The sequence below is a fragment of the Candidatus Galacturonatibacter soehngenii genome (assembly GCF_008830185.1).
GTDB lineage: Bacteria > Bacillota > Clostridia > Lachnospirales > Lachnospiraceae > Lachnotalea > Lachnotalea soehngenii.
Window position 1 is genome coordinate 780,138 of the sequence record NZ_WAGX01000005.1, and the last position, 15,277, is coordinate 795,414.

Below are 15,277 nucleotides of genomic sequence, written 5' to 3' on the forward strand. Positions count from 1 at the left end.
ATTTATTTTTAAATGGTATAATTGTGTTAAATCTTATACAAGTATTCTTCAATCTCCCAATTTGTTACCTGAGTGCGATAGCTATCCCATTCCATCTTCTTTGTTTTTAGATAAATCTCACTCACATGACTTCCCAAAACATCCAAAATAAAGGAGTCTTCTTCCATAGCCAAAATTGCTTCTTCCAAGCTTCCAGGTAGTGAATCAATGTTTTCTGCCATTCTTTGTTCTTTTGTCATAGCAAAAATATTTTTGTCAACGCTTGCAGGTGGGGTGATTTTGTTTTTGATACCATCTAATCCTGCTGCTAAGCATACTGCAAGTGTTAAGTAAGGATTGGTTGCAGGGTCTGGACATCTAAGTTCGATACGCGTGCCTTCCTCTCTTGAAGCAGGAATACGAATCAATGGGCTTCGATTTGTTGCAGACCATGCAATATATACGGGTGCTTCGTAGCCTGGAACCAATCTTTTATAAGAGTTTACCAATGGATTCGTAATTGCTGTCATTCCTTTGATATGCTTTATAATTCCACCCATAAAGTAATAGGCATCCTGACTTAACCCAAGTTTATCCTTTGGATCGTAAAATGCATTTTTTCCATCTTTTGATAAGGACATATTGGTATGCATTCCCGAACCGTTGATACCAAACTTTGGTTTTGGCATAAAGGTCGCAAATAGACCATGACGCTTTGCTATCGTTTTTACAGCAAGCTTAAATGTCATAATATTATCAGCCGTTCTTAATGCCTCATCATATTTAAAATCTATTTCATGCTGAGCTGGTGCAACCTCGTGATGAGAAGCTTCAATTTCAAATCCCATTTCTTCTAACGTCAGTACCATATCTCGTCTTGCATTCTCGCCAAGATCTACTGGTCCCAAATCAAAATAACCTGCTTTTTCATGTGTCAATGTTGTTGGGAGTCCATTGTCATCTGTATGATATAGGAAAAATTCACATTCTGGTCCAACGTTAAATGTATATCCCATCTTTGCTGCCTCGTTTACTACCTTCCGCAAAACATAACGAGGATCTCCTTCAAAAGGCTTCCCATCTGGCGTATATACATCACAGATTAGACGTGCGACCTTTCCTTGCTGTGGTCTCCAAGGAAAGATTTCAAAACTATCATAATCTGGATGTAAATACATGTCTGATTCTTCTATTCTGGTAAAACCCTCAATGGAAGAACCATCAAACATACATTTATTGTCCAATGCTTTCTCTAATTGACTTGATGTAATTGCAACATTTTTCAGCATTCCAAAGATATCCGTAAATTGTAAGCGAATAAATTCAACATCTTCCTCTTCCACTAATCTGATTATGTCTTGTTTCGTATATTTACTCATCATTCTCTCTCCTCTTCTTATCATTTCTATCTGGTTTCACTTTACAATGTCAAAGGCTGCTGTATTATAGGGAAGTTCAAAGAATTTTCCAATGATACAACAAAAAAGAGCGCATTTCATCTGAAAAACGCCCTTGTTCTTAGTAAGATAATAACAGTGGCCCTTCATTTTGTCAACCTCTAATGCTGAATTGAAAAGTTAATTTCCAGTCCTTTCAGCCAAAACTGGAACTTAGTATTGCAAAGTTACTACCAGAAGTTACTCTTGCAAACCTTCTAGTATGTTATATTAGTAGTTCAGCACCAGAGTCCGGATGGCGCGATACCAAGGAGATATTACAATGGCAAAGAACGCACATCTAACTCTTGATGAAAGAGCCACTATTGAAGGCTTCCTTAGAGAAGGAGCTTCATTTACTGAGATTGGAAGAGAGCTGGGAAAAGATCCATCTACCATATCAAAAGAAGTTAAGAACCATAGTCAAACAATACGAAAAGGGAGCTATAATCCCTGTGCTAATCGCACTAGCTGTTCTCATATGGGAAAAGCATGTAAACCATGCAAACACCCATATCATGGTTCTTGCAAGGGATGCTCATATCGAAACTGTTATGAGCATTGTCCTGACTTTATTGAACTTATATGTCAGAAACTAAATAAACCACCCTATGTCTGTAACGGCTGTGATACCCGCTTACGCTGTAAGCTAGAGAGACATCTTTATGATGCCAAGAATGCACAGAAGGAATATGAAGTAACTCGTTCTGAGAGCCGTCAAGGGATAGCAATTGCCCCAGGAGAACTAAAACGTATTGATACCATCATCTCTCCACTTGTGAAGCAAGGGCAGTCGATACACATGATTTGTGTTACCAATGCTGATGATATCATGCTGGATGAAAAAACCATTTATAACTACATTGATGCTGGTCTTTTATCCGTTGATAACATTGACCTTCCTAGAAAAGTGCGCTATCGCACTCGCTCGCACAAGAAGCCAGTAAGAGTTGATAAACAATGCCATATGGGACGCACTTACGAAGACTTCGAAGCTTATATCGCAGCTAATCCTGATATTCCAGTCGTAGAAATGGATTCGGTAGAAGGCCGTAAGGGTGGGAAGGTACTACTTACCATCTACTTTAGAAACTGCAGTCTTATGCTTGCATTTATCAGAGATACTAATACAGCCAGATCAGTAGCCAAAATATTTGATCAGCTATATGAGTTTCTAGGGCATGATACATTTACACGTTTATTCCAGGTCATACTCACAGACAGAGGGAGTGAATTTACCAATCCTCTTGCTATAGAGTTTAATGAGAATAACGAACGCAGAACACACATATTCTACTGTGACCCTCAACGGTCTGATCAGAAAGGTGGATGCGAGGTAACACATGAGTTTATACGACGCATTCTACCAAAAGGTACATCATTTGATGGGCTGGCTCAGGATGATATTACTCTAATGATGAGTCATATCAATTCATACAGTAGAAAAAAGCTGAACAACCAGTCCGCACACCAGCTGTTCAGCTTCCTAAATAGCGAGGAACCCTTAGAAAAGCTTAACTTAAAGCTTATTCCCGCTAACGAGATCAACCTCACACCTCTGTTGCTGAAAAAGTAAAATAACAAACGCCATTCGGAACAAATATTGAGCCGAGGAGGGGTGGAATTTAATCTTGCAAAAAAGGAAGCTAAATTCGACCTCTGGTTAACGTATGCTCTTTTTCCAGAGATAATTATCTCGAAAAAAGCATAACAGCTTTTGAACGATAAAACAATCTATTTGGCATTGTAAGTTCCAGTTATATTACTTTTTGCAATACTTACTTCCAGCATTTTAGGAATAACTTAGTTTACAGGAATTTAGTCTTGCAAGAGATACGCTGAACCAGAAGTAAATTTTGCAAACTGGAACCTTGGATTCCAATTCAGCGTCAACCTCTAATTATCCTTCTTTACATAACTTTTATCTTACTGTGCATGTCTTAACTATAACAATTTATTCTTTATATTTAAAATTAATACTATTTTTTATAACTTATTCTTCTACCGTACCATATTATTTATGCATAAATTTATTTCCTAATTAATACATTGTATAAAGCAAAACAATAGGAGGGCTTTCCATGAGTTCCAAAACAAAAATCGTAGTAATACAGCTAAAAGAGTTAATTTATACTGGTCTATTCGTCGTGCTTGGGATTCTTCTCGTGTTACTATTGATTTTTATGTTTATCCCAAAAAATTCTAAAGATAATCGAGCAGCTCCTACCATGAATTATGTTGCTGGTGTGTATTCTTCTTCACTAGTAATAAACGACAATACCATTGATGTTGAGGTAGTCGTTGACGAGGATCATATTAACTCCATCCGATTAGTGAATCTAAGTGAAGCAGTAACTACAATGTACCCATTAATGCAGCCTGCATTGGAGGATTTAACAAACCAAATCACTACCAATCAGTCACTTGAGGGTGTTACATATTCGGAGGATAATAAATATACCTCTATGGTACTACTTGATGCAATCCAAACAGCGTTAGACAAAGCAGTCCCTTCTGAGTAATCCATACCTATAGGAAGACCTTCATAAGGTCTTTCTATAGACAATCCAAATCCTCCATCCATACTCTAACGCATGCGTCACTTGGCATTCTTAAATCGCCTCTTGGAGATAGCGCAACTGACCCTACCTTTGGCCCGTCTGGAAGACAAGAGCGTTTAAATTGTTGACTAAAAAATCTACGATAGAATATTTTTAGCCACTTTAAAATGGTTTCTTCTTCATAGATACCTGCAAATGCTATTTTTGCAACTCTATAAATCTTAGAAGGTTCATATCCAAATCTCATTAAATAATATAAATAAAAATCATGAAGTTCATATGGTCCAACAATATCCTCTGTCTTTTGAGAAATTGTACCATTTTCTGGTGGTAAAAGTTCAGGACTTACAGGGGTATCTAAAATATCCTTCAACACATCTGCTAATTGTGTCTCATGACACGTCTCTGCATAGTAGGCAACTAAATGTCTAACCAAGGTCTTTGGCACCGATGCATTTACTCCATACATGGACATATGATCTCCGTTGTAGGTTGCCCATCCTAACGCTAACTCGGACATATCTCCTGTTCCCACTACCATTCCATTTACTTTATTTGCTACATCCATAAGAATTTGCGTACGTTCTCGTGCTTGCCCATTTTCATAGGTCACATCATGAACATTAATATCATGTCCGATATCTTTAAAATGCAATTGAACTGCCTCCTTTATGTTTATTTCCATAAAGGTAGCTTTTAGTATCTGAATCAACTCTACTGCATTATTATAAGTTCGATCTGTCGTTCCAAAGCAAGGCATCGTAACAGCTATTATATTTTTTCTATCAATTCCAAGACTATCAAAAGCGCGCACAGTCACAAGAAGCGCTAAGGTTGAATCCAACCCTCCCGAAATACCAAGTACCACATTCTTACAGCCTGTATGTTTTAATCTCTTCTTTAAGCCGAGACTTTGCATGGATAATATTTCTTCACATCGTCTTGCTTTATCCAAATTATTTTTCGGTACAAATGGAGAAGCATCGAAACTTCTGTTTAACTTCGTTTCTTCTATTTTTAAAGAAAATTCAACGGTTACATAATCTGATTCTTCCAGACATTCAAAGGTAGTCATTCTTCTTCTTTCACTTCTAAGTCGATTCAAATCAATATCGGCAACAATCATCTCATTTTTGAAACGGGCAGATTCAGCCAATGTAATTCCGTTTTCTGCAATGATGTTATGGCCACCAAAAACTAAATCTGTTGTTGACTCGCCCTCTCCTGCATTGGCATAAATATAAGCACACAACAAGCGAGCCGATTGACCATTAATTAAATTTCTTCTATAGGCATCTTTTCCTGTTGTTTCATCACTCGCAGAGGAATTAATAATGACAGTGGCTCCTGCAAGAGCATGCCTTATGCTTGGTGGATTAGGAACCCATACATCCTCACAGATTTCACCTGCAATTACGAGTCCTTCTATCTCCTTACATGTAAATAAAAGATTGGTTCCAAAAGGCACTTCTTTGCCGTTTAGAGTCATTAAAACAGGCTTTTCATTTCCTCTTGTAAAATGCCTTGCCTCATAGAATTCAGAGTAAGCTGGTATATACGTTTTTGGTATCAAACCAAGTACTTCTCCGTTACAAAGAGCGGCTGTTACATTATAGAGTTTCCCTCTCATTTCCATCGGAAGTCCCACAAAAATTAAAATATCTTTTCCTTTTGAAAACTCTGCTAAAAGAAGTAGCTGTTCCTTTGCTTTATTTAATAATCTTTCTTGTAAAAACAAATCACTGCAGGTATATCCAGTTAATACTAATTCAGGAAAAACAATTACTTTTATATGCTGTTGACAAGCTTCTACTATCATGGTCTCTATAGCCAATCGATTGTATTCGCAATCTGCTACCTGTATCTCAGGTGTGGCAGCTGCAACTTTTATAAATCCCTGCTTCATATGCCCTCCATTAATTGCGTTTATCGAACTGCCTTATTATAAATATCCTTTAATTCTTCAACATTAAAATTATATTGGGTATTGCAAAAGTGACAGTTCACTTCAATATCTTCTCCATCTTGAATCATCTCTTTAATATCTTTTTTGCCAATACTAATAATTGCTTTTGATACTCGTTCCTTGGAACAATTACAGTAAAACTGCGTTTTGGTTGTCTCCATAATCTGTATGTCCGAAAAGTCACCCAATATTCGCTCTAAAATCATCTCTGGTGTAAGTCCTTCATCTAACATCTGTGTTACCGACGTGATTTTAGAAAGACTATTTTCTAATTTTTGAATCACTTCTTCCTCTGCAAATGGCATCAACTGTATAATAAATCCACCTGCTTGTCTTACTGTATTATTATGCTCCATTAAAACACCAAGTCCTACGGAAGAAGGTACTTGCTCTGATGTTGCAAAATAATAAGTCAAATCTTCAGCGATTTCACTTGTTTGCAATACAGTCTGTCCGATGTATGGTTCTTTTAATCCCATATCCTTTATCACATTTAAAAATCCTACTCCAACAGCAGTTGCTACATCCAGCTTTCCTTTTTCATTTGCTGGAATCAACACTTCTGGATTCTTCACATATCCTTTTACATTTCCTTTTGAATCCGCTGTTACCGTAACTCCTCCAAGTGGTCCGCCTGCTTTGATTTGTAATGTTAAAATATCTTTTTCGCCCTTCATCATGATACCCATCATACTTCCAGCGGTTAAAAGGCGTCCAAGTGCTGCTGTCGCAACAGGGCTTGTATTATGTGCCTGTCTTGCCTTTTCTACGGTTTCTTTACTTGTTACTGCAAATGCTCTAATCTGGTTATTTGCAGCGGTTGCTCTTACTATATAATCACTCATTCTTATTTTCCTTTCTCTCTTGCAATTACATATATTCTTTCACTATCTTCTTTTGGTGGTTGTCTGGTAAATGCATCATATGCCACAATAAATTCCATACCAGCCTCCAAAAGCAGTGCTTTAATTGTATCTAATTCATATGCTTTTTGATAATGACTTTCCTGATATTTTCGAAACAAGTCCTCCTCTTCCTTAATAAAGAGTGTCAAATCATATTCATTTAGTCTTTCTTCTTTATCATAATAATTATCCCAAATAAAACTGCAATCTTCTCTATTTTCTGCAATTACTCGTTCACCTAATATTTGCTCATATTTATATTGTGTGTTCAAATCAAAGATAAATATTCCTTTGGGATCTAAATAGTTATTTACTAGCTTAAAAACGTCAACTAACTCTTCTTCACTTAATATATAGTTCAATGAATCACAAATACTAACTACTGCTTTCACAGTTCCATATAGTTCAAACTCTCTCATATCTTGTAACAGATACAAAATGTCTAAATTAGTTTCATATTTTTTTTCCATTGCAATTTCAAGCATATCCTCAGAATTATCAATTCCAATCATATCATATCCTGAATGTGCTAAAATCTGTGTCAGATTTCCAGTTCCACAACCAAGGTCCAACACAAGCCCGCTTTCCACTTCATATGTTTGGAGCAAGCCTTTTATATATTCTGCCCATTCCTGATAAGGTATATTATCCATAAAAGTATCATATACCCTTGCAAAACTTGTATAAGCTTCCATATAATCCTCTTTCTTTTCATTTCATTACTGTTTATCCCAGCTCGAATTCGCTTCTTCTCGCTGTGGCGTGCGCCATATACAGAAAAATAAAGGCAACCTTTTGCAAGTAAACTTGCACAGTTTGTAATGGTTTTACTTTATCGCCATTACTGTTTAGCCATGCCAGCTCGAATTCGCTTCGCTTCTTCTCGCTGTGGCGTGCGCCATATACAGAAAAACAAAGGCAAACTTTAGCAAGTAAACTTGCACAGTTTGCCTTTATTTTTCTGTGCATGGCTAAACTGTAATCATATTATAATCGTTTGTTTGATTTAAGTCAAAAAATCTTGTATACTTAATTTAGTGAAAGGAATTAATGTATGAAAAAACAAATGATAACGAAAACCATTCGACGAATTTATATTGCCAAATTAATACCTGCTTTTCTTTTTCTTATTTTTATTGGATATCTACTATATCAATATCCTTTTAAAGATATTTTATTTCCGACTCGTTTACATAGTGTAAATGCTTTATTAAGCGTGGATAAGTCCAATCAGGAATTTATTGAAGTTACTGTCCCTACTTTATATTACACGGGATATGATGATGTTAAAAATTCGAAAAGAATAGGTTCGTATTACTATACTTTTCTGGATGATACCTGTGTGTTTTTTTTGTTAAGTAACAAGGCTGATAGGCCGCAGGATACTGAACTTAGTAATATTACTTTAAAGGCTAAGCAATTGAAGGATACCTCGCGTGTGAATGAATTGAGGGAGTATTTAGCGACTGACTTATTATGGACAAAAGAAGCGCTTACAAAAATAAGCTATGACTATCTAATCAGTGAGCCTGATGCATTTTATATGCAGGGTTATTTTTTACTTGCTTTTATTGTTTTAACTGGATGTTATAGTATTGTTACAGTCATTTCAAGTATATTTTTTATGATTGCTCCATTTTATTCACCTTTTTGTAAATTTATGGCTCCTGGTAATAAGCGTATGGCTCTAAATATAGCTGAATTTGAGTATTCATCTAATCGATTCTTTCATTGCAACAAAACAACGATTACGCCAAATTATATAATAGAGCTTTATACATACAAAGTTGATGTCATTCCACTAGAACAAATTATTTGGATTTTTAAACATAGTACCATCAGTCGTTTTAACGGAATTTCCTATCATTTAGTAATATATACCACATATGGAAAACTAAAGATAAAGAACAAGCAAAAGTTTGAGGCGGATTCTGTTTTAGCTTATTTGAATGATTGTCCTCTACCAATTCTAATTGGTTATTCCAAGGAAAATGAAAAACAAGCAAAAGAAATGATAAAAAACCGTAAATTATACTGGGTAAATCGTTTAAAGGAAGGGTAGCTAACCACCCTTCCTTTTCCACACATTTATAAAGTAATGTTATACTTCTTTTTGCCCTAAATAATAAGTTACTCCTGCCCCCACAACGCACAAGATAATACCCACTATCAATCTTAAAAAGGTTACTTCGCCTAAATGTTTATATAAACCAGTGTTATAAAAGATAGCAATCGGTGATGCTAGAACTAGTCCAAAAATTGCACTATAGGTCATAACGCTATGCTTGCTAAATAAATACTCAATTAGTTTCGCTATAATTCCAATTCCAATTAAAATGCCAATTCCAAAAGGCGCAAGTACCAATATACCACTTATCAGTGAATTGATATCTAACACTTTAAGTGAATCTAAGAAATTTTTAATGGTATTGATAATTCCATAATAATATCCCAATATCATAAGCACCAATGAACCACTCACACCAGGTATTACCATGGTTGCTGCCGCAATTAAACCTACAAAAAATAAAATAATCATATTAAGAGGCGTTCCTTCTAATACATTTGATGTCTCAGACCCTACTCCTAGAAGTGGAAGACCGACAACAAGTGCAAACATAAGAAGAAATGCTATTAGGTTACCAATCCCTAACTTTTTATTCTTTTCAACCATTTTCTTTCTCATATCATTATAAAGCATTGGTAGCCCACCCAGTATAAGACCTACAAACGTCATACAGGTTACAAATGTATGCTGACTTAGTAAATATTCGATCAAGTATGTAAATCCAATTACACCAATCCCAATACCGATAACAATCGGTAATAATACTTTGCAACTTTTTTTCCAATCCTTAAAAAAACCTGTAATGGATGATATAAATTTATCATAGATTCCAAGGGATACTGCCATAGTTCCACCACTAACTCCTGGTATCACATTTGCTACCCCCATAAATATCCCTTTTATAATATCAATAAAAAACGCCATTTTATATTCCTCTCTTATTTACTATTTTCTTTAGCTCGTGTAATAATTGATCCATCTCTTCATCTGTTCCAATGGAAATACGAAGGTAATTATCAATACGAGCACTGTCAAAATATCGTACATAAATATTCTTTTCACGTAATTCTTCAAAGAGCTCTCTTGCTGGTATCATCTTGTGACTTGCAAACAAGAAATTAGCTAGGGAATCGGTAAATAAAAATCCAATTTCTTTCATTTGCTTTTTCACGCGTTCTCTTGTTTTTATAACTCTATCAACCGTGGACTCAAAATACGGCTTATCTTGTAATGATGCTACGCCTGCTATAATTGAAGGTGCATTCATAGTATAGGAATTATACGAATTCTTTACAGCGTTTAAATACTGTATTAATTCTTTATTTCCAATTGCATACCCTATTCTCATTCCTGCCATAGAACGAGATTTGGAATAAGTCTGAATTACAAGTAGGTTGTCATATTTTGAAACAAGGGAAAGCGCTGACTTTCCACCAAAATCAATATATGCCTCGTCAATCATAACAACAACGTCACGATTATGAGAAATAATATCTTCGATGTTTGCTAGCTCTTCATAAATAGCCGTAGGTGCATTGGGATTAGGAATAATAATTCCACCATTCTCCTTATAATAGTCTTCCTTTTTCAGCTTGAAATTCTCATCTAAAGCAGGCCTTTCATAAGGAATCTGATACAGATCTGCCCAAACGCTATAAAACGAATACGAAATATCTGGAAATAAAATAGGCTTAGAAGAATTAAAAAACGTCAAAAATGCCATTCCTATTACATCATCAGAGCCAACTCCTACAAAAACATTATCCTCTTCAACATGATAATAATCAGCCAATGCTTTTACTAAATCAGTTGCCTTTGGACTTGGATACAAGCGTAAATCGTTCGTATCCAAATCATGCAATGCTTGTTTTACTGCATTGGAAGGTGGGTAGGGATTCTCATTGGTATTTAGCTTAATTATATTTTTGCTTTCGGGTTGCTCTCCTGGTGTATAAGGTACTACATTTCTAACGTGATCCTTCCAAGCCATACTATTCACCTCTATCAAATATTCATAAGAACTACAAAAATTTATAAACAAAATCTATCTTACCAAATATATACATTAAAAGCAATGCTCTAATATAATTCGGTAATGATGTTACTATTTGATCTTTGTAACATATCCAGACTCAACCATAAATACAGGCTTATAAGATAACTTAGCCTTTCGAAGACCTTCTGCCCCCGTATCTTCTTCACGGTTTACATACATATAATCAGTAGCATGATGTGCTAGAAACTCTCGATTTATCATTGGATATGCACCCTCAACGCCGGCATATGCCTTTTCAATATGAATAACAAAGGTATCGTTAGTCAGTGGTTCGCCTACTGTGATTGCAACTACTTTGCCTTCTGCACGTATTAATCCACCAATCAACTCAAGTTCCTTTAACTTTTTCAATGCATTTAGACTAACACAAAATTCTACTCTTTTTAATTCATTTGTATCACAATCGTTTTCTTTTCTCCAACCATATGCCATTTCAATGCATTCTTCCAAATTCTCATCTGTGATATCTTCGTATTGCCAATCTGGATACAGCCTTTTGAATTTATTAATATGATTCTTTTTCCCATGATATTTTTTACCAGATAAATTAATAAGCTTTTCTGTTTCATACACATAATTTGCTTCATCTCTATTATATTCTACTTGAAATTCACCTGGATACAGTTCTTCTATAACATGAAACTGCTCCTGGGTTACTCCATACATTTTAAACTCTAGATTCATTTCTTTACAATACTCCATCATGAAATCTATTGCTTTTTTTACATCCCCTCCGCCAATTGGAAAGGAAAAGTATGGTTTTTCACCATTAGAGCGAAAAACAAGCATGTTTTCTACTATTGTAAATGTTACCTTATAATGTGGCTCCCACAAATATATATTTGCAAAACTAATGGAGCAACTCTTTGAATTTTGTTTTTTTATATAAGAGTCAATGAGTTCTTTATCCTCTAATTTGACTTGTCTAAATTCTAACTTCATAATTACCTCTATACTTTCGTATCTATTCTTTCTTCTAGAATCAATCTAGCTATAGTATATTTCCAGCTCGTAAAATGTAATTTGCATAAGGACTCATATCACCTGTTCGAACTGCAAATTTAACATTTCTCGTAAAACTCTTAAAACCAATAAACGGATTTACTTCTTCCTTTGCTTCTGGCATCAATGCCTTAATGGATGCATAATAATCTTTATTACCCTCTTTGAATTCTTCGGGGATAAAATAATATTCTACCACCATTTCTTTTAACATGGCTTTCAATACCGTTTTTACATCAGGAGTTCCTGCTGTGATTGCCAAATCAATGACTGGTATCGTACTAGGAATTGCAAGTCCAGCATTACAGACTAAAAAAAGATCTTGATGCCCTATCTGTGCGATTTGTTTCGCAAGCTCTCCATGAATAATGCCTGTTTTCTTCATATGTTCTCCTTAATCTTCTTTATTTTTAAATTGCATATTATAAAGTCCTTCGTAGATACCGCCCATTTCTAATAATTCTTCATGTGTCCCTTGCTCTTCAATTCCATTGTCTGTTAATACAATGATTTTTTCAGCATTACGTATCGTAGATAAACGATGGGCAATGACAAAAGTCGTTCTGTTTTTCGCTAATTTCTCAAGTGACTCTTGTACCACTCTTTCACTTTCATTATCAAGTGCTGAAGTAGCCTCATCAAAAATTAAAATCGGCGGATTTTTTAAGAATACTCTGGCAATGGATAGGCGTTGTTTTTGACCACCTGAGAGTTTAATTCCTCTTTGACCTATGTCTGTATCATACCCATTTGGAAATGACATAATAAAATCATGTGCATTCGCATTTTTAGCCGCTTGTATAATTTCATAATCCGTTGCCTCTGGTTTACCATAACGAATATTATCCATAATGGTTCCTGCAAATAAGTAAACATCCTGTTGAACGATACCTATATTATCTCTCAAATTCTTTATTTTAATCTTTCTAACATCAACGCCATCTATCAAGATTTTTCCTTGTGTTACATCATAAAATCTAGGTACCAGACTACAAAGTGTCGTCTTTCCTGCACCTGAAGATCCTACAAGCGCTATGTACTCGCCTTCTTTTACTGTAAGATTAATATTACTTAAGACATCCTCATTGCTTTCTTCATAACGAAAGGCAACCTGGTCAAATTGAATATTTCCTTTTACATTCTTTAATTCAATCGCGTTCTTTTCGTCTTTTATATCTGGTTGAATATCCATTATCTCAAGGAATCTTTCATACCCACTCCACCCATTTTGAAATTGCTCTGTAAAATTAATCAGTTTTCTAACAGGTTCTGTAAAATTATTGATATATAACAAGAACGTAATTAAGTCCGTAATGCGTAATGTATGATTGGTAATAAGCAACGCACCAATAGTAACAACTCCAATGGTTATCATAGTAGTAAGCGCACCAAGTCCAGCATGATATCCACCCATGTAAAAATAGCTTCTCTTTTTAGAACTTACAAATCTTGCATTTCCTTGATGAAACTTTTCTAATTCAATCTCTTCGTTTGCAAAAGACTTAACTACACGAATGCCAGCCAAATTATCCTCTATCTGACTGTTAATGTCTGCAATCTTTGCTCTATTTTCCTTAAACGCACGCTTCATCTTTCGATTAAAATAAAAAGCATATACAATCATGATTGGTAAGAATGCAAAGGCAATCAAAGTCAATTTTTCGTTTATACTAATCAGTATCAAAAAAGAACCAACGAATTTGATAATTGAAATAATGACGTCTTCAGGTCCATGATGCAATAATTCTGATATTTCGAATAAATCATTGGTCACACGAGACATTAACTGTCCTACTTTTTGGTTATCATAGAAGGCAAAAGACAGTTTTTGGTAATGGGAAAAGATTTCATTTCTCATATTAAACTCAATCTTAGCCCCCATTACATGCCCATAATACGCAATAAAAAAATTACAAAAGGCTTCTACCAATACAAGGCCAATCATAGCGATACCAAGTTTTATAATAATCTGGACGGATTCACTCGCCTCCATATATACGACCTTTGTTGTTACATAGCGCACAACAAGAGGAATAATCAAAGTAATTCCTGCTCCCAAAATCGCAAAAAACAAGTCAGCAAATAGCCACTTACGATACGGTTTATAGTAAGCAAATAGTTTTTTCCATTTCTGTTCCATCTCTGTCTCCTCTCAAGCTATTATAAATTGTTTCAAATTTAATCACACAAATGTTTTTAACCCGCTTCAATATCATAACATAGTTTTTAAAGCAAGAAAAGGGATTTAATCACACTTGGGTCGGCTAAGGTGATACCAAAGCCATTCTTTCATTATAATGGAACTGATAGGAAATAGCAAATGTTTGTTCGTATCAACCAATTAAGCGTGCGAAATAACAGGAAACATTTTATCTTCTTTATCAAAACTAGCTAATCCTTGGCCCATTACAAAAAGCGTTGTGTCCTCTTCTTTTATCTCTCTTTTTTGGCAGTCTTTAACATCTATTGGAGTGTATCCAAAGATTACATTGCTGATACAATCTCCAAACGCTTCAATTACCCAATCTTCACTTACATAACAATCGGCTATAATGGAATATAGTATAAGTGTAGTCTCATTTATGTCTGCAAAAACATATGTATTTTTTTCTTCTATATAATATACCTTATTTTTGAAAATAGAAGTGGCATAAAACATTAAAAGTCCCGGATTATTCATCTCAAATGAACCAACATAGCATTGCGCTTTCATTACTTTTTCAAGACTTTCCCAATCCTCTTTTTGCTTCATTGGCTTTAACACGGCTGATTGTGTACCAGTGTTTTTCACTTCCTTCGTATATTGATATTCTTTACTTTTTTCAAAACCAAACTTGGGATAAAAATCAAGAACACTGTCATTTGCAAAAAGATAAATCCCATCTGTTTTAGTCCTGTAATCCTCTAAAACAGCCTCCATCAAATATCTGCTAAGACCTTGCCCTCGATACTTTTTGTCAGTAATCACAGTTCCTAACTGAATCAGATGTCTTGTGTTTTCTTTCTCTATAAACTCCATAGGATTGACTGAAATATTTGCAATCACTTTTCCTTCTGTTACAATGGAATAGGGAATGTATTGATCAAGCCAATACCCCCTCTGATACCATGCTTCTATATCTATTCCAAAGGTTTTTTTCGCCAAATCACTTAGACTTTTCCTTAGCGCTTCGTCATCTTTATAATTTTTTATTAATTGATATTCTGCTTTCATTTTTCCACAGTTCCTTTCCTAATTAATCAAACCATTTTGTTTCTAATGTGTTGATTATCCGTAATTCTTGTGTTCTTTCATTCATTATAT

At 35.0% G+C, this 15,277-nt stretch carries 13 protein-coding genes; 3 read left to right on the top strand and 10 right to left on the bottom strand.

Annotated elements, in window-relative coordinates:
* Positions 1-26: 26 nt before the first annotated feature.
* Positions 27-1,358, bottom strand: a complete 1,332-nt coding sequence (gene glnA / locus F7O84_RS11130) for a type I glutamate--ammonia ligase (RefSeq protein WP_151144971.1) — start codon at positions 1,356-1,358, stop codon at positions 27-29.
* 340 nt (positions 1,359-1,698) lie between these two features.
* Between glnA and F7O84_RS11135 the strand changes: the two genes are divergently transcribed.
* Both F7O84_RS11135 and F7O84_RS11140 read left to right on the top strand, forming a co-directional pair.
* On the top strand, positions 1,699-2,991 hold the full coding sequence (locus F7O84_RS11135) for an IS30 family transposase (RefSeq protein ID WP_151144973.1): 1,293 nt from the start codon (positions 1,699-1,701) through the stop codon (positions 2,989-2,991).
* A 505-nt stretch (positions 2,992-3,496) separates the two neighbouring features.
* Positions 3,497-3,937: a hypothetical protein gene (locus F7O84_RS11140; protein WP_151144976.1), complete on the top strand. Its 441-nt coding sequence runs from the start codon at positions 3,497-3,499 to the stop codon at positions 3,935-3,937.
* A gap of 34 nt (positions 3,938-3,971) precedes the next feature.
* Here F7O84_RS11140 and F7O84_RS11145 read toward each other — a convergent pair whose 3' ends face one another.
* From F7O84_RS11145 to F7O84_RS11155, 3 genes are read right to left on the bottom strand one after another with little or no spacing between them, the layout of a single operon-like run.
* Complete coding sequence (locus F7O84_RS11145; protein ID WP_151144979.1) at positions 3,972-5,882, bottom strand: NAD(+) synthase; 1,911 nt, start codon at positions 5,880-5,882, stop codon at positions 3,972-3,974.
* A gap of 20 nt (positions 5,883-5,902) precedes the next feature.
* Positions 5,903-6,787 (bottom strand): Hsp33 family molecular chaperone HslO, encoded by an 885-nt coding sequence (hslO, locus tag F7O84_RS11150; protein WP_151144982.1) that lies wholly within the window; start codon positions 6,785-6,787, stop codon positions 5,903-5,905.
* A 2-nt stretch (positions 6,788-6,789) separates the two neighbouring features.
* Positions 6,790-7,542, bottom strand: coding sequence for a class I SAM-dependent DNA methyltransferase (locus tag F7O84_RS11155; protein ID WP_151144985.1), 753 nt, complete (start codon positions 7,540-7,542; stop codon positions 6,790-6,792).
* Between the two features lie 359 nt (positions 7,543-7,901).
* Here F7O84_RS11155 and F7O84_RS11160 point away from each other — a divergent pair, with 359 nt between their 5' ends.
* Positions 7,902-8,909, top strand: a complete 1,008-nt coding sequence (locus F7O84_RS11160; protein ID WP_151144988.1) for a DUF6709 family protein — start codon at positions 7,902-7,904, stop codon at positions 8,907-8,909.
* Positions 8,910-8,948: 39 nt separating this feature from the next.
* Here F7O84_RS11160 and F7O84_RS11165 read toward each other — a convergent pair whose 3' ends face one another.
* The 6 genes from F7O84_RS11165 to F7O84_RS11190 all read right to left on the bottom strand — a co-directional run bounded on the left by F7O84_RS11165 (position 8,949) and on the right by F7O84_RS11190 (position 15,187).
* Positions 8,949-9,839, bottom strand: a complete 891-nt coding sequence (locus F7O84_RS11165) for a DUF368 domain-containing protein (RefSeq protein WP_151144991.1) — start codon at positions 9,837-9,839, stop codon at positions 8,949-8,951.
* 1 nt (position 9,840) lies between these two features.
* Positions 9,841-10,905, bottom strand: a complete 1,065-nt coding sequence (gene hisC, locus F7O84_RS11170) for a histidinol-phosphate transaminase (protein WP_151144994.1) — start codon at positions 10,903-10,905, stop codon at positions 9,841-9,843.
* Between the two features lie 114 nt (positions 10,906-11,019).
* A complete protein-coding gene (locus tag F7O84_RS11175; protein ID WP_151144997.1) occupies positions 11,020-11,916 on the bottom strand; it encodes a DUF2156 domain-containing protein in 897 nt (298 codons plus the stop codon).
* Between the two features lie 46 nt (positions 11,917-11,962).
* Positions 11,963-12,358, bottom strand: a complete 396-nt coding sequence (gene rbsD, locus F7O84_RS11180; RefSeq protein WP_151145000.1) for a D-ribose pyranase — start codon at positions 12,356-12,358, stop codon at positions 11,963-11,965.
* 9 nt (positions 12,359-12,367) lie between these two features.
* Entirely contained in the window at positions 12,368-14,113 is a 1,746-nt protein-coding gene (locus F7O84_RS11185) for an ABC transporter ATP-binding protein (protein WP_151145003.1), read from the bottom strand.
* 201 nt (positions 14,114-14,314) lie between these two features.
* The gene (locus F7O84_RS11190) at positions 14,315-15,187 is read right to left on the bottom strand and encodes a GNAT family N-acetyltransferase (protein ID WP_151145006.1); all 873 of its coding nucleotides are present in this window, start codon (positions 15,185-15,187) and stop codon (positions 14,315-14,317) included.
* Positions 15,188-15,277 lie beyond the last annotated feature (90 nt).